We start from the raw sequence: 14,704 nt of genomic DNA on the forward strand, positions 1-14,704 counted from the left end.
GCCGTTATTGGGCGTGGCTGGGGCGGTCGTCGATCTGGCGTGCCTCGTCCACCAGCATGATCGGGATGCCGTCGCGGATCGGGAAGGCGAGCCCGGCCTTTTCGCTCACCAGTTCGTTGCGGGCGCGATCATAGGTCAGTGGCCCCTTGGTGACGGGGCAGACCAGCAGTTCGAGCAGCTTGGGATCGACCGGCGCGGCAGACTGGGCGTCGCTCATCGTCATCTCCTTCAGTTCAGGACCGGGCTCAATTCAGGACTGGCTCAATTCAGGACTGGGCCGCGGCGTGGCCCGACGGGGTCGAGCAGGGCCATTTCCAGCAGGGTGGTCAGCATGGTGGCGCGGGCGGGGAAGTCGGGGGCCTCCAGCAGGGCCTGTTTCTCGCCCGGCGTGAACGGGCAGACCATGGCCAGCGAATGTACCAGCAGATCATCGGGCGCGGCGTCGATTGAATCCCAGTCGGCCGGCAGGTTATGGCGTTCGCAATAACCGCGCAGTGCGTTCAGCAGCCGCACGCGATCATATTGTCCGGGCGTCACGGCGGCCAGATCGGCGGCGAAAGCATCGTAATCGGCCTGCACCTGGCGATACAGCGTGCCGGCATCCTCCAGTTCGCGCGCGATGCCGAAACGACACAGGCCGCGCAGGGTGATCAGAATGCGGCCGTCGTCGGTCTCTGCCGCCGAGACGATCTGCCCGACGCAGCCGATGCGATAGACATCCTGGCGTTTGTGGCACGCCTCGGGCTCGGTCGGCTGGATCATGCCGATCAGTTTCGCGCCCTTGATCGCATCGCGCGTCATCGCCAGATAGCGCGGCTCGAAGATGTTGAGCGGCAGCAGGCCGCGCGGCAGCAACAGCACGCCGGTCAGCGGAAAGATCGGAATGACGCCGCTCAGCTCCGCGACGGAGCCAGGTGCGGATTCGCCGCCGTCGCTCATGCGAACAGGATGGAAGACAGCCGCCGGCGCGCATCCACGGTGATCGGGTCCATCGGCCCCAGCGCCTCGAACACTTTCACCAATTGCTTGCGCGCTGCCTCGTCGTTCCATTTGCGGTCGCGCTTGACGATGTCGAGCAACTGGTCGACGGCTTCCTGCGCGCGGTTGGCGCCATGCAGTGCCAGCGCGTAGTCGAAGCGCGCCTGGTGGTCGTTCGGATTGGCGGCGACGGCGGCTTCCAGCGGCTTGAGCTGGTGCGCGGCATGCGAGCCTTCCTCATGCAGTTGCAGGGCTGAACGCGCGGCCTGCACCTCGGCATGCTGCTGCTGCGCCTCGGGCACCTGGGCCAGAACTTCCTTGGCTTCCTCGATCTCGCCCATGCCGATCAGGGCGCGGGCCAGGCCGCCGAAGGCAGCCGGGTTCTCGGGCTCCACGCCCAGAGCCGTCGAGAAGGCCTGTGCGGCCTCAGGGTAATCCTGCGCCGCCAGTGCGGCCTTGCCGGCCTCGATCGCCTGGGTCGCGGTGTCGTCTTCCAGGGCGCCGCCGGCCAGGCCCTCGACGAATTTCTTCAGCTGGCTTTCCGGCAGCGCGCCGACGAAGCCGTCCACCGGCTGGCCTTTCGAGAAGGCATAGACGGCCGGGATCGACTGGATGCGCAGCTGCTGGGCCAGCGGCTGGTTCTTCGGATCGTCGACATTCACCTTCACCAGGCGCAGCTTGCCATTCGCGGCCTTGACGATCTTTTCCAGCATCGGCCCCAGCGTCTTGCAGGGGCCGCACCAGGGCGCCCAGAAATCCACCAGCACGGGCACGCTCATCGAGGCCTGCACCACATCCTGCATGAAGGTGGTGATATCGGCATCCTTGATCACGTCGGCGGCGGCAGAAGCGGCGGAACCGGGGGCGGGGTTGGGCGAGAGGTCCATGGCGGCGGTCATCGCAGTCTAAAAAAGGGCTAGATGGCTCAGAGATAATGGCGCGGCGGTCAAAAGCCAACAGCCCGGCCGCCGCAAATGCCGACAGGCATGCCGAAAATATAGGCAGGGATGCTGGGGCTTCAAGCGCGGGAATCGGCGATTCGCCATGGTATGGCTCTTGCTTTGATTTTACCGCGCATGACCCCGGACCGGATCGACATCGCCTGGATGCTGGTCGCGACTTGTATGATTTTCGTCATGCAGGCCGGCTTTTGCTGCCTCGAAAGCGGCTATGTCAGGGCTAAAAACAGTATCAACGTAGCGTTGAAGAACCTGGCGGATTTCTGCATCGCTGCCTTGCTGTTCTGGGCTTTCGGCTTTGCGCTCGCCTTCGGCAATGGCGAGTCCGGACTGCTCGGCCTGACGCACTGGTTCTTCGATGGCCGCGGCGAAAATCCCGCGGACCTGTTCTCGGGCAGCTTCTTCCTTTTCCAGCTCATGTTCTGCGGCACGGCCGCCACCATCGTCTCGGGCGCCATTGCCGAGCGCGTTGGTTTCGGCAGCTATATCGGCATCACCATCGTTATCTCCGGCCTGATCTATCCCGTCTATGCCCACTGGGCCTGGAATACCGGCCAGTATGGCGGCGCGCCGGGCTGGCTGGCGGCGCTCGGCTTCATCGATTTCGCCGGCTCCAGCGTGGTGCATTCCATCGGCGGCTGGGTCTCGCTGGCCGCCGTGCTGATCGTCGGGCCGCGCGCCGGCCGCTTCATCCCCGGTTTGCCCAGCATCCGCGGCCACGACCTGGTGATGTCCACGCTCGGCACCATGCTGCTGTGGTTCGGCTGGTTCGGCTTCAATGGCGGCAGCACGCTGGCCCTGAACGGCAGCGTACCCGGCATCCTGATCAACACCACATTGGGCGGCTGCGCCGGCGGCGTGGCCGGCCTGCTGGCCTCGCAGGTGGTCTACAACCGCATCCGCGTGGAGGATTTTCTCAACGGCACATTGGCCGGTCTGGTCGCCATCACCGCCAATTGCCACAACGTCTCGGGCCTGAGTGCGGTGCTGATCGGCGCCATCGGCGGCCTGGTGGCGATGGCGGCGGCTGAAGTCATGGAGCGGCTGAAGCTCGACGATGCCGTCGGCGCCGTGCCGGTGCATCTGGCCGCCGGCATCTGGGGCACGCTGGCCGTCGCCCTGTTCGGCGACCCGACCGGCTGGCCTCTCCAGCACGACCGCATGACCCAGCTCGGTATCCAGGCGCTGGGCTGCCTGGCCGCCGGTGTCTACGGCTTCGGCGTCACCTTCATCCTGCTGCGCGCCATCAACCGCGTCTTCCCGCTGCGCGTTTCAGCCGAAGCGGAAATGGTCGGCCTCAACCAGGCCGAACACGGCGCCGGCTCGGCCATGCTCGATCTGGTCAACGACATGGAACGCCATCGCGGCGAAGGCCGTTTCGATCAGCCGGTGCGGGTCGCCATCGGATCCGAGGTCGAACCCATCGCGCTGCAATACAACCGCGTGATCGCCCGCGTCACCCGCGACGCCGAAGCTTTGCGTCGCGCGGTGGAAGACCTCAAGCGCGCCAAGGCGGCGGCCGAGGCCGCCAGCAACGCCAAGACCGCCTTCCTCGGCAACATGAGTCACGAGCTGCGCACGCCGCTGAATGCCGTGATCGGTTTTTCCGAAATCCTCACCGGCGAATTGTTTGGCCCGCTGGGCGACCAGCGTTATCGCGATTATGCCAACGACATCCTGGCCAGCGGCCGCCACCTGCTCAGTCTGGTCAACGACCTGCTCGACCACACCCGCATCGAGGCCGGCCAGGTGATCCTCAACGAGGCCGAGGTGGATGTGACGGCGCAATGCGAGGCGGCCCTGCGCATGATGCGCGAACGCGCCGCAGCTGGCGATATCCGCCTGTTCTCCGATTATGCCGACGATCTGCCCGATCTGCTGGCCGACGAGCGCGCCCTGCGCCAGATTCTGCTCAACCTGCTGGGCAATGCCGTGAAGTTCACGCCGCCGGGTGGCATTGTCACGCTCAGCGTGCGGCTGGAGGAGGATGGCCGGCTGGCGCTGGCGGTTTCCGATACCGGCATCGGCATGAAACGCGAGGACGTGCCGCGCGCGCTCGAGCCCTTCGTGCAACTGCACGATCACCTGAACAAATCCTATGGCGGCACCGGGCTGGGCCTGCCGATGGTGCAGGCGCTGATCCGTCTGCATGGCGGCACCATCACCATCGACAGCCGCGAGGGCGATGGCACGATTGTCACGGTGCGTTTCCCGCGCCGTCGCGTGGTCAGGATCGGCGCCGCCGCCGACTAGAGAAGCCGACTGACGGCGTTCAGGCGGCGCGCTTTTTCGGCCGGTCCAGGCCGCGGCCCACGGCCAGCATGTGACGACGCAGCCAGGCCGAGCCCGGATCATTCTGGTTCCGCGTCGGCCAGAACAGGTATTCTTCGTCGCCGTCGGGCTGGATCGGCGGACTTACGGCAGCCAGCCCCAGTTGCGCGCTGAGGCTGCCGATCAGCCGGCCGGGCACGAAGGCCACCAGATCGCTGCGCGCCACCGCATGCAGGGCCTGCAGATAGCTGGGTACACTCAGGGCAATGGCACGGTGTATGCCGCGCGCCAGCAGCCAGGTGTCGATCGGGTCTTCAGTCAGGCCCCGGCCGATCACCGCCACATGCCGCGCCTTGAGGAACACGTCCATGCGTTTCAGCCGCGCCGCCTGCGGATGGCCGCGCCGCACCGCCAGGCCATCGCTGTCGCCGAACAGGCGCTGGCGATGAAAGCCGGGAAAGGCATCCGGATGGCAGTTGATCACCAGGTCGACATGGCGGGCAAACTCGGGCGTGATCACCGGCAGCCCGCGCCAGGGCGTGACGTCCAGCCGCACGCCCGGCGCTTCGGCCGCGATCCGCGCCAGCAGGGGCGCCAGCACCAGGTTCACCACATGGTCGGGGATCATCAGCGCGAACCGGCGCTGGCTGGTGGCGGGATCGAAGCCATCGGCCACAAACAGGCCGCGCACCTGTTCCAGCGTGTCCTTGAGCGGCGCGCGCAGGGCCTGGGCGCGCGGCGTCAGCTCCATGCGCGGACCCACCCGCACCAGCAGCGGATCGTCCAGGATCTCGCGCAGGCGGCGCAGGGCATGGCTCATCGCCGGCTGCGACAGGCCCACGCGGCCGGCGGCGCGGCTGACGCTGGCATCGTTCAGCAGGGCGTCCAGCGCCACCAGCAGGTTGAGGTCGAGCGCGGCCAAATTCATGGCATGAATATACATCATACAAAGCATCGATTGGAAGAATGATCCCGCCGGCGCCACGATGCGGTGCAAGGAGGACGCTTTCCATGACCATATCAGCCAATGAATCCACACCTGATCCGTCGCGCATCCCGCCGGTGCAGCCACCCTATGCGGCCGAGGCGCAGGCGGCGCTGGCGCGGCTGCCGGCGGACTGGACGCCGCCATTCCGCCTCTTCACGGTGCTGGCGCGCGATCCCGATCTGCTGCTGCGGTTCCTGCGCGGCGCGCCGGCCTATCGGCCGCAGGCGAAGCTCAGCCTGCGCCAGCGCGAGGTGCTGCTGCATCGCGTCACCGCCAACTGCCGCTGCCGCTATGAATGGGGCATGCGGGCGCATTTCTTCAGCCGCCAGGCCGGCCTGAGCGACGATCAGCTCTTTTCCACCGTCTATGGCAATGCCGAGGATTCCTGCTGGCAGGCCGAGGATGAGCGATTGCTGATCCGCCTGGCCGACGAACTGCATGCGCGCTGCGACATCGCCGACGGATTGTGGCGCGCGCTGCAGACGACCTTCGCCGAAGAGGCCATCCTCGAGGCCCTGATGCTGGCCGGCTATTACCGCACGGTGGCCTATCTGGCCAACGGCCTGCGCCTGCCGCTCGAGCCCGATATCTGCCGTCCTTTTCCCATGACCAAAAACGACACGGGAGCCGCAGCATGAGCGCCGCATCCGACAATACCCGCATCCTGCGCGACGCCTTTGCCCGCACGGCCGCCGGCGAGGGGCGTGCCTTCGTCGATATCCTGGCCGAGGATGCCGTCTGGATCACGCTGGGCAGCACGGCCTGGTCGAAACGCTTCGAGGGCAAGGCGGCGATCCTGCGCGACCTGCTCGGGCCACTGCGCGCGCAGTTCAGCCAGCCCAACCACGTGCGCGCCGAACGCTTCATCGCCGAGGGCGACATGGTGGCGGTGGAAGCACAGGGCGATGCCGTCACCAGGGACGGCCGACCCTATCGCAACCGCTATTGCCTGATCTGCCGCCTGCGCGACGGCCTGATCGTCGAACTCACCGAATATGCCGATACGGCGCTGATCGACCGCGTGCTGGGCCCGCCCGTGCCGGCCGTAAAGGCATAGCGACCAGGCTTGGTCCGGTCAGGCCAGCGCTTTCTGCCGTTCCAGATTGCTGGCCGTCAGGCGCCGCACGGCCTCGCGGTCGATCTGCGTGGCATGGCCCTGTGCATCGAAGGGCGTCTTCCAGTCGAAGGCCCACGCGGAGGCGCCGTGGTCATGCAGGTGTTCATGGCGCGTAACGGCCTCGCGCCAGTCGGGCACATGATCGCCGGCCACCCACCACAGCACATAGGGCGGCCAGGCCGGCTTCTCGGGCGGCAGTTTGGGCTTCAGAAACCAGTCGCGGCCATGCGACAGCGCCTCGGCGTGGATGCCCGCATACGTGAAGGCCAGCGGCGATTCCAGATCGGCCCAGAGCGACAGCGTCGAGGGCGAATGCGCATCCGTGCCGGTATAAAAGCGCGGATAAACGGCCTCGCCCCAGCTCGCCGGGCCCGGATCGCCATCATAGCCTGAGCGCGCGATGAACCCGGCGCTGATCTCCACGGCGGCGAGGTTGATGGCGTTGCGGGCATGGAAAGCGTCATTCACCGGATCGGCCGAGGGCCGCCGGAAAACGCCGAAGGTATACAGGGCAACGCGCAAGCGTCAGGCGCTGTGCGGCAGCGGCCGGCGCAGCACCGCCGCGATCCCCACCAGCAGGAAGAAAGCCAGCGCGATGCCCTGCGCGATGGCGAAGGGCGGCTCGGACAGGCTGGGCGCCAGTTCGTTCAGCAGGCCCACCTTCAGGAAGGCCTGCGCGATCAGCACGAAGACCAGAAAATACAAAACCGCCACGGCGTTGATCGCATAGACGCGGCGCCAGATGCCGGCCAGGCGGAAGCGATAGCGCGCCGCGCCCGCCGCCGCCACGGCGATCAGCGACAGCACGCCCACCACATGCGCGGGCGTGATCTGGGCTGCGGGGAAGCCGAAACCGGTGGCGCTGGTCACCAGCGCGCTGGCGAGGAACAGCGCGGTCCACACCGGCTGCCGCTCGCGCCCGAACAGGCCCGCCACCACCACGATGCCGGCCACAATGGCGATCAGGCTCAGGGCGGTGTGGAAGGCGGTGTAGGCGGGCAGGTCAAGGATCATGCGCCCTGTGTAGCCCGGCGCAGTGGAATCGTCATCAACTTCCGACGCCTAACCGATCCACATGGTCATGGCGTGCCGCAGGGCCTGCGCATCGGGCGGCACATCCTCGACCGGCGGCAGGCCAAGATCGGCATGCAGGCTGGCCGGCGCGGCCGTGTCGCCGGCATCGGCACCCGGCTCGCACTCCGGCCGGGGCGGGACGGTCGGTACGAACAGGCGGGCCAGAAAGGCGAAGGCCGGAAAAGAGAAAGCCAGAAAAGAGAAGGGGCGTGTCAGGTCCATGGAATGATCCGGAAAAGCTGCCCGCAGACTGCACCTCGTCGATTTACGTGAAAATATGCCACTGATTTGATATATTATCCCATATATCGGGAGAATATATGCCAGAGGACCATGTCTGAGATCGAGGATTACCGGGCCTTTGTGGCCATCGTCGAGCGTGGCAGCCTCACCGCCGCCGCCGCCCAGCTTGGCCGCTCGCTGCAGGCGGTCAGCCGTTCGCTGCAGATGCTGGAGGAACAGCTCGGCGTGGAACTGGTGGCGCGCACCACGCGGCGCTGCCGCCCCACCCAGGCGGGCGAGGATTTCCATCGCCGCCTGAAAGGCATCCTCGCCGATCTCGATTCCGCCCGCGCAGCCGTAGCCGAGGAAGGCGCGTTGATCTCGGGCCGCATCCGCGTGGCGGCCTCCTCGCGTTTCGGCGTGGCCTATGTGCTGCCCATCATGGCCGCCTTCATGGAGCGCCATCCGGGCGTCGAGATCGATCTCTCGCTTGACGATCGCTACGTCGACCTGCTGGCCGAGAATTTCGATCTCTCGGTGCAGTTCGGGCAGCTCAGCGATTCATCGCTGAAGGCGAAACGGCTGGGCCTGATCCGCCGCGTGGTATTCGCATCGCCGCGCTATCTCGCCGCCCATGGCCGTCCTTCCACGCCGGCCGATCTTAAATCGCACGACTGCGTGGCGCGGCTGACGCATCACAGCACCGATACCTGGCGGTTTGGCGAGGGCGCGGCCGAGGTCGAGATTCCGGTGAAGGGCCGCTTCCGCTCGGATTCCGCGCCGGCGCGCATCGCCGCCGTGGTGGAAGGGCTCGGCATCGGCCTCGCGCCGCTCTACCAGATCCGCCCTTTGCTCGATGCCGGCCAGGTGGAACTACTGCTGCCGGGCTTTGAGCCGACATTGACGCCCGTGCATCTGGTCTGGCTGCCCGGCACGATGCCTTTGCGCCTGCGCCGCCTGATCGACTTCATCGCGACGCGCCTGTCGCTGGCGGGGGTGTGAAATGATAACAACATGAAGCAGTTACAAACCAATAAGGGTACAACAACTAGTAGAGAGCGCTAGCTAAGCTGCTAAATATTGATTCTTGATCAATTATGTTCTACATATGTATCAAGGATGGATGCATGGCTCACAGAAAACCAAATAGCGCATTTGCGCTTCCGAGATGTCGCCATTGCGGAAGACGATGGAGGCCAATGGAAAACGTCAGCGCTTCCCATGGGTATTGTTCAAAGTGCACTAAAGAGCGTTTGGAAATTGCTCAAAAGCGGTTGGGCTTAAGACAGCTAACGCCGCATGACCTGGATGGAAAATATCTGCGTCGGTATTGGAGCTGAAGAAGTGTTCATTTTTTAAAGAACGCTTCCAACTGCTTCATCGCTTCATTGCGGCCAATGATACCCTTCGATTCTCCAAGGGTGTGCTTCTTGCCGGCTCCGAGGGGCTGGCTCCATGCCTTCCACTCATGCTTTCGCGCACTGTGGATTTTCCAAATAACATTAATGCTCCGATTCGGAGTCTTTCGTGTCCATGTTATTTCTGAAGACTTTACAGTGCAGGTCCAATTCTTCTCTGTTGGCAGAGAGGCGATAGCCTTTAGCACTTGTTGGCCTGTCTGGTAACGTTCGGTGGGATTATCTTTGAGCATTTTCCGAATAGTGGTGCGCCACTTCTTCGGAATGTGGGGTAGCCAATCCAATGTGTCGGCATAGCCCCCGTTGGCAACTATATTTCTGGGCCGGGTTTGTGAGGAATACCAAGCTTCTCCATGAAGCAGCCGATAAAGTGTTATTCCTAACGCCCATATGTCAGTCTTAACGCTGGTGCCTTTGCCAGCCCAGATTTCAGGCGCGAGATGATCGACATATCCCTGTGCTGAAGCATATCCCATAATAAGATTGTCAGTAACTAGGCCGAAGTCTCCTAATTTTATAGTGCCGTTGCCGGTAACTAAAATATTGCTCGGTTTAATATCCCTATGAATCATCTTTTTTGCGTGCAGGGAGGTTAACCCCATTGTTACGCCAGTAGCGATCTTCCGTGTATTTTCTAGCGTCAACGGACCATTTTTATAACTCTTGAGTAAGCAGCCTTTTTCGCAATACTGCATCACATAAAGAACGGCATCGTCAGTTTCCGCGCGAACAAGATGGTAAACCTCAACAACATTAACATGCCGCGCGCGCTTTAGATTTTGCGCTTCTTTTAAAAGGGCTGCTTTACGAGCATCCCATTCTGTCTGGAGTTCGTTACCCTTGCGTCGCAACACCTTAATTGCGACTTTTCCATGAACATCATCTGTCCCCAAAAAAACTTCACCAAAATAACCTCTACCAATTCGCCTACCTTTTTTTATATTCGAGACAAGGTTTTTCATGACTCATCCTTTGCTGCGAGCAAAAGCATTGCAGCTTCACGGCTGCCGTTTCGTAGCGCACCGTTGATTTTTGAGCTCCAGAATGAATCGTCTTTTAAATACTCATCAACTTTGCGATTCCCAAACGTACGGCTAATGAGGGCCTTAGCTAACGTAATCACCGTACAATGGGAGGCGGCTGCAGCAATAACCACTCCTCGCAATTCCGCTGCATGTAAATGGGCTAATTTTGTTGAGCCTCCAGTTACCAGTGCGCTCGCTTTGACAATGACTTTTTTAATTCCGTTGTTTTGCACATAGTCCATAACTTGCTGATGCATAACTGCGTATGCCGCATTGCGGTCGCCGCTCTGTAGTTTCCAAGATTGATCAGATTGAATAATAACTGAGCCAGAAGAATTAATTTTGGCATCTACTGCGATAACTTTGTCTCCAGACACAGAAATGCCTAGCCAGCGTTTCGTGCTCATTTTGCTTCCCCCTATGCAATAGCTATGTTTAATGGCTTTGGTAAAAAGTATTCATTGCTAATTCATATTGTCAATTAAGGTCAATCGCAGCAGTGATGCTTAGTAAATCGATTGCTTCACAGCTGGTCAGTTAACAATGATCGCAATCTTCCCGAACGCCGCGCCCTTGCCCATATGGCGATAGGCGTCGCGCACGCCGGTTTCCGAAAACTCGAAATGGCTGTCGATCACCGGTTTGGTTTTCGCCACGGCCATGGCGCGCAGCATGGCGTCCAGCCCCTCCTTGCTGCCCACGGTCACGCCCTGCAATCTGATCTGCTGCATCACCACCAGCGGGATATGCAGGTCGTTGCTGGGGCCCGACAGCACCCCGATCATGCTGATCACGCCGCCCGGCCGGATGGCGCGGATCGATTGCATCAGCGTGCCGGCGCCGCCCAGTTCCACGATATGGTCCAGGCCGGCGCCACCGGTCATGGCGCGCGCCGCCTTGCCCCAGTCCGGATTGGCCTTGTAGTTAATGCCGTGATCGGCGCCGAGCGTCTTCGCCCGCGCCAGCTTGGCGTCGCTGGACGACGTGACGATCACTTCCGCGCCACAGAGTTTGGCGAATTGCAGCGCGAACAAAGCCACGCCGCCGGTGCCCTGGATCAGCACGCGTTCGCCCGGCTGCACGCGGCCCAAAGTGACGATGGCGCTCCAGGCCGTGAGCGCGGCGCAGGGCAGCGCGGCCGCCTCGGCATAGCTCAGATGATCGGGGATTTTCGCCAGCGCGCTGGCGGGGAAGATGCGCTGCTCGCACAGCCAGCCATCCAGCGGCCCGCCCATCGAGATGCCGAATTTCTCCACGCTGGGTTCACCCGCCAGCCAGGCGGGGAAGAAATGCCCCAGCACGCGGTCGCCGGGTTTGAATTGTGTGACGCCGGGGCCGACCGCCACCACCTCGCCGGCGCCGTCGGACACCGGGATCAGCGGCAGCTTCTGGCGCGGATTATAGGTGCCCTGCGCCATCAGCCAGTCGCGGAAATTCAGCGAACAGGCTTTCACCGCCACCAGCACGTCGCCCGGATTCAGATCCGTGCCCGGCTCCGGCCAGGGGCGTTCCGTCAGGGCAAGCTGGTCGACGCTGAACCCGCGCAGTTCGATGACGCGCATGCAATCCTCCCGCTGTCTGTTGAGATGATTGTGCGGCAGGCATTCCGCTCCGTCCAGTCCGTGTTAGGATCGGCCCCGGATCGATACTCTGGCCGCTACAGGGAGGCCACGCCCCATGCCGACGCTTTCGGTCAATGGTCTTAGTCTGGACGTGCAGGCGGAAGACGACATGCCGCTGCTCTGGGTTCTGCGTGACGTGCTGAACCTCACCGGCACCAAATACGGCTGCGGCATTGCCGCCTGCGGCGCCTGCACTGTGCTGATCGACGGCCAGCCGGTGCGCTCGTGTTCCCATCCGCTCTCGGCGGTGGGCGAAGGGAAGATCGTCACCATCGAGGGCCTGTCGCCCGACACCACACATGTCGTGCAGCGCGCCTGGGCCGAACTCGATGTGCCGCAATGCGGCTATTGCCAGTCGGGGCAGATCCTGGCGGCCGTGGCCCTGCTGGCCGAGACGCCCGAGCCGACGGATGCCGATATCGATGCGGCGATGACCAATATCTGCCGCTGCGGCACATACCCGGCCATCCGCGCCGCCATCCATCGCGCCGCTGAACTGGCGAAGGGCTGAAAACGGGATGCGCGGATCACGTCCGCGCATGACGGTTCCAAAAAACATCCGTCATGCCCGGGCTCGACCCGGGCATCCACGTCTTTGTGGTCTGATGGCGATAAAGCGGGCGGGTGTAGGCTGCCTTAAACCCCGAAGCTCACCTCGCAGCGGCCGAGCCCCTCGGCCACGATCTCCACATGGTCGCCGGGTTTGGCCGGCAGCATGGCGAAGAAGGTGCCGGTCATGATCACGTCGCCGGCTTCCAGCGGCATTTCCTCGGCTGCCAGCCTGCCCGCCAGCCAGGCCAGGGCATGCAGCGGGTTGCCATAGACCATGTCGCCCTTGCCCTGCGTCACCGGCGCGCCGTTCACGCTCATGCTCATGTTTAAGCGCCGCAGGTCGAGGCCGTCGAGTCTGCGCGCCGGGCTGCCCAGCACGAAGGCGCCGCCGCCGGCATTGTCGGCCAGCAGGTCGAAGGGTTTGGTATCCAGGTTGCTGATCCGGCAGCCCACCACCTCGATGGCCGGCACGGCATAACCCACGGCGCGCAGCACATCCACCAGCGTCGGCTTTTCCATGGTCAGGTCATGCTCCAGCACGATCGCCACTTCGCCTTCCAGCCGCGGCTGCATGATTTTGCCAGCGGCGATCTCGTCGCCGTCGCCCAGCAGCATGTCGGCATAGAGCGTGCCCCAGGCGGGTTCGGTCAGGCCCATGGCCTTCTGGGCGGCGCGCGCGCTCAGCGCCACCTTGCGGCCGACGATGCGGCGGCCGGCCTTTACCCAGAAGTCGCGGTTGCAGGCCTGGATGGCATAGGCGGTGGCGAGATCAGGATTGGCAAACAGCTCGCGCACGGGGGCGCAGGGCTTGGAAGTTTCCTCGGCCACGCGCAGGCGGATGGCGGCGGCTTCGATCTCAGGCATGCTGCTGCTCATTTCAGGCGGCTCCGGCAACGCTGCTGGTTTCCGCGGCGCTGACACCGACGGATTCGCCGGCCGCCACGATCTCGCCCCAGGTGGTGGCATCCACCGGAATGCCCTCGGCCAGGCGCTTGGCGCGGGCGCGGCGCTCCGGCTCGCCGGCCACCAGCACACCGTCAGAGTTCGGGGCTTTCGGCGAAGCCTTGACGAAATCGACGAAGGCCGCCACCTCGCGGCGCCAGCTTTCCGCGCCGCCGAGTTTCGCCGGGTCGATGATCACCGAGAACATGTTGTTGGTGATGGTGCCGCTGGCCCAGCTGCCCTCATGCATGGTCACGCCGCCGGTCATCGCGCCGGCCAGCAATTCGGCGATCACCGCCAGGCCATAGCCCTTGTGCTCGCCGAAGGCGAGGATGGCGCCGATCGGCGGATCGAACATGGTGCGCGGATCGTTGGTCGGCGCGCCTTTCGCGTCGATCAGCGTGCCGGGCGCCACCTGCTCGCCCTTGTTCATCGCCACGCGCACCTTGCCCATGGCGATTTTGCTGGTCGCCATGTCCAGCACGATGGGCTCGCCGCCCGGCTCGGTGGCCGGAATGGCACAGCAATAGGGATTGGTGGCAAAGCGCGCATCGGCGCCGCCATAGGGCGCCACCAGCGGCGGCCGGCCGACCACATTCACGTAATGCGTCGAGACCAGGCCGGCGGCGGCGCATTGTTCGCCCCAATGGCCGATGCGGCCGATATGGTGGCTGTTGCGCAAGCTCACGATGCAGGCGCCGAGGTCTTTCGCGCGGCGGATGCCCAGCTCCATCGCCTCGTGCCCGATCACCTGGCCGTAGCCCATGTTGCCGTCGAGATTGAGGATGGCGCCGGCATCGGCGAGGATGCGCACGGATGCATTCACCTTCAGCCGCTTCTCCACCACGGCGAGGATGTATTGCGGCAGCATCCCGACGCCGTGGCTGTCATGGCCGCTCAGATTGGCCAGCACCAGATTCTCGGCCACCAGGCTCGCCTCGCGCTCGTTGCTGCCGCCGGCCAGGCAGATATGGCGCACGGCGGCGCGCAGCTTGTCGGCGGCAATGGTGACGGTGGCGGCCATGATGGTCCTCGGATGTGGTCTCGGGAGGCTTCCGGTTTATCGGAAAGCTTGCGGGCGAACAACGGGGCGGGCAAACTGCGACCCATGATGCACCGCACCCTTTTCCTGATGCCCCTCATGCTGCTGGCGGCTTGTGCCTCGCCACTGGAAGACACCGCCGAGCGTGCCCGCACCGCCCTGGTCGGGCTCGACGAGGCCGGGCTGAAACGCTGCCTGGGCGAGCCGGTGGCGATGCACAGGGAAGGCGGCAACGATCTGTGGCTTTATTTCCGCGAGACCAGCCGCTCGGCCACGGCGATCTCCGATACCGGCTATACGCCCACCAATCGCGGCAGCAGCACCTATGACTACTACCGCTATTGCGAAGCCGCCTTCACCCTGCAGGGCGGCCGGGTGCGCGCGGTGGATTTCACCGGCCGCACCTCGACCGGCCGCCAGACGCTGGAACCCTGCGGCGCGCTGGTCGAACGCTGCATGAAACCCTGAATGTCATGCCCGGATTTGGTCCGGGC

General features: G+C 63.9%; 18 protein-coding genes. 6 read left to right on the top strand and 12 right to left on the bottom strand.

What is annotated here, in order from left to right; all coding sequences use genetic code 11:
* Positions 1–4: 4 nt before the first annotated feature.
* The 3 genes from ACE3OO_RS12625 to ACE3OO_RS12635 are packed head-to-tail and all read right to left on the bottom strand — an operon-like array spanning position 5 to position 1,877.
* Complete coding sequence (locus tag ACE3OO_RS12625; protein WP_374303393.1) at positions 5–217, bottom strand: Trm112 family protein; 213 nt, start codon at positions 215–217, stop codon at positions 5–7.
* A 44-nt stretch (positions 218–261) separates the two neighbouring features.
* A complete protein-coding gene (locus ACE3OO_RS12630) occupies positions 262–939 on the bottom strand; it encodes an LON peptidase substrate-binding domain-containing protein (protein WP_374303395.1) in 678 nt (225 codons plus the stop codon).
* Positions 936–1,877: a tetratricopeptide repeat protein gene (locus ACE3OO_RS12635; protein WP_374303397.1), complete on the bottom strand. Its 942-nt coding sequence runs from the start codon at positions 1,875–1,877 to the stop codon at positions 936–938. Before ACE3OO_RS12635 ends, ACE3OO_RS12630 begins: the two co-directional genes overlap by 4 nt.
* A gap of 177 nt (positions 1,878–2,054) precedes the next feature.
* Here ACE3OO_RS12635 and amt point away from each other — a divergent pair, with 177 nt between their 5' ends.
* Complete coding sequence (amt, locus tag ACE3OO_RS12640) at positions 2,055–4,190, top strand: ammonium transporter (protein ID WP_374303399.1); 2,136 nt, start codon at positions 2,055–2,057, stop codon at positions 4,188–4,190.
* 19 nt (positions 4,191–4,209) lie between these two features.
* Here amt and ACE3OO_RS12645 read toward each other — a convergent pair whose 3' ends face one another.
* Positions 4,210–5,154 (bottom strand): LysR family transcriptional regulator, encoded by a 945-nt coding sequence (locus ACE3OO_RS12645; RefSeq protein ID WP_374303401.1) that lies wholly within the window; start codon positions 5,152–5,154, stop codon positions 4,210–4,212.
* Positions 5,155–5,219: 65 nt separating this feature from the next.
* Here ACE3OO_RS12645 and ACE3OO_RS12650 point away from each other — a divergent pair, with 65 nt between their 5' ends.
* Together ACE3OO_RS12650 and ACE3OO_RS12655 are read left to right on the top strand one after the other, a co-directional pair.
* Positions 5,220–5,834: a carboxymuconolactone decarboxylase family protein gene (locus ACE3OO_RS12650; RefSeq protein ID WP_374303403.1), complete on the top strand. Its 615-nt coding sequence runs from the start codon at positions 5,220–5,222 to the stop codon at positions 5,832–5,834.
* The gene (locus ACE3OO_RS12655; protein ID WP_374303405.1) at positions 5,831–6,253 is read left to right on the top strand and encodes a nuclear transport factor 2 family protein; all 423 of its coding nucleotides are present in this window, start codon (positions 5,831–5,833) and stop codon (positions 6,251–6,253) included. Before ACE3OO_RS12650 ends, ACE3OO_RS12655 begins: the two co-directional genes overlap by 4 nt.
* An 18-nt stretch (positions 6,254–6,271) precedes the next feature.
* Here ACE3OO_RS12655 and ACE3OO_RS12660 read toward each other — a convergent pair whose 3' ends face one another.
* Genes ACE3OO_RS12660 through ACE3OO_RS12670 form a run of 3 tightly spaced genes read right to left on the bottom strand, consistent with a single transcriptional unit; the run spans position 6,272 to position 7,609 of the window.
* Entirely contained in the window at positions 6,272–6,835 is a 564-nt protein-coding gene (locus ACE3OO_RS12660) for a DUF3291 domain-containing protein (protein ID WP_374303407.1), read from the bottom strand.
* Positions 6,836–6,838: 3 nt separating this feature from the next.
* On the bottom strand, positions 6,839–7,327 hold the full coding sequence (locus ACE3OO_RS12665) for a hypothetical protein (protein WP_374303409.1): 489 nt from the start codon (positions 7,325–7,327) through the stop codon (positions 6,839–6,841).
* A gap of 48 nt (positions 7,328–7,375) precedes the next feature.
* Positions 7,376–7,609 (bottom strand): hypothetical protein, encoded by a 234-nt coding sequence (locus ACE3OO_RS12670; protein WP_374303411.1) that lies wholly within the window; start codon positions 7,607–7,609, stop codon positions 7,376–7,378.
* 111 nt (positions 7,610–7,720) lie between these two features.
* Here ACE3OO_RS12670 and ACE3OO_RS12675 point away from each other — a divergent pair, with 111 nt between their 5' ends.
* Positions 7,721–8,611, top strand: a complete 891-nt coding sequence (locus ACE3OO_RS12675; protein ID WP_374303413.1) for a LysR family transcriptional regulator — start codon at positions 7,721–7,723, stop codon at positions 8,609–8,611.
* Between the two features lie 346 nt (positions 8,612–8,957).
* Here the strand turns inward: ACE3OO_RS12675 and ACE3OO_RS12680 are convergent, their stop codons facing one another.
* The 3 genes from ACE3OO_RS12680 to ACE3OO_RS12690 form a co-directional block, all read right to left on the bottom strand.
* Positions 8,958–9,989, bottom strand: coding sequence for a serine/threonine-protein kinase (locus tag ACE3OO_RS12680; RefSeq protein ID WP_374303415.1), 1,032 nt, complete (start codon positions 9,987–9,989; stop codon positions 8,958–8,960).
* On the bottom strand, positions 9,986–10,459 hold the full coding sequence (locus tag ACE3OO_RS12685) for a hypothetical protein (protein WP_374303417.1): 474 nt from the start codon (positions 10,457–10,459) through the stop codon (positions 9,986–9,988). The genes ACE3OO_RS12680 and ACE3OO_RS12685 overlap by 4 nt, the downstream gene beginning before the upstream one ends.
* Positions 10,460–10,585: 126 nt before the next feature.
* Positions 10,586–11,614 carry an NAD(P)-dependent alcohol dehydrogenase gene (locus tag ACE3OO_RS12690; protein ID WP_374303419.1) on the bottom strand — a complete coding sequence of 343 codons (1,029 nt, stop codon included), beginning with the start codon at positions 11,612–11,614 and terminating at the stop codon, positions 10,586–10,588.
* Positions 11,615–11,729: 115 nt separating this feature from the next.
* Here ACE3OO_RS12690 and ACE3OO_RS12695 point away from each other — a divergent pair, with 115 nt between their 5' ends.
* Entirely contained in the window at positions 11,730–12,185 is a 456-nt protein-coding gene (locus ACE3OO_RS12695; RefSeq protein WP_374303421.1) for a (2Fe-2S)-binding protein, read from the top strand.
* A gap of 125 nt (positions 12,186–12,310) precedes the next feature.
* Here ACE3OO_RS12695 and ACE3OO_RS12700 read toward each other — a convergent pair whose 3' ends face one another.
* Both ACE3OO_RS12700 and ACE3OO_RS12705 read right to left on the bottom strand, forming a co-directional pair.
* Positions 12,311–13,090 (bottom strand): 2-keto-4-pentenoate hydratase, encoded by a 780-nt coding sequence (locus ACE3OO_RS12700; protein ID WP_374303423.1) that lies wholly within the window; start codon positions 13,088–13,090, stop codon positions 12,311–12,313.
* Between the two features lie 13 nt (positions 13,091–13,103).
* A complete protein-coding gene (locus ACE3OO_RS12705) occupies positions 13,104–14,192 on the bottom strand; it encodes a malate/lactate/ureidoglycolate dehydrogenase (RefSeq protein WP_374303425.1) in 1,089 nt (362 codons plus the stop codon).
* 84 nt (positions 14,193–14,276) lie between these two features.
* On the opposite strand from ACE3OO_RS12705, the gene ACE3OO_RS12710 reads away from it, so the two are divergent.
* Entirely contained in the window at positions 14,277–14,678 is a 402-nt protein-coding gene (locus ACE3OO_RS12710) for a hypothetical protein (RefSeq protein ID WP_374303427.1), read from the top strand.
* The last annotated feature ends 26 nt before the right edge of the window (positions 14,679–14,704 follow it).

The sequence above is a fragment of the Ferrovibrio sp. genome (genome assembly GCF_041906005.1).
Taxonomy (GTDB): Bacteria; Pseudomonadota; Alphaproteobacteria; order Ferrovibrionales; family Ferrovibrionaceae; genus Ferrovibrio.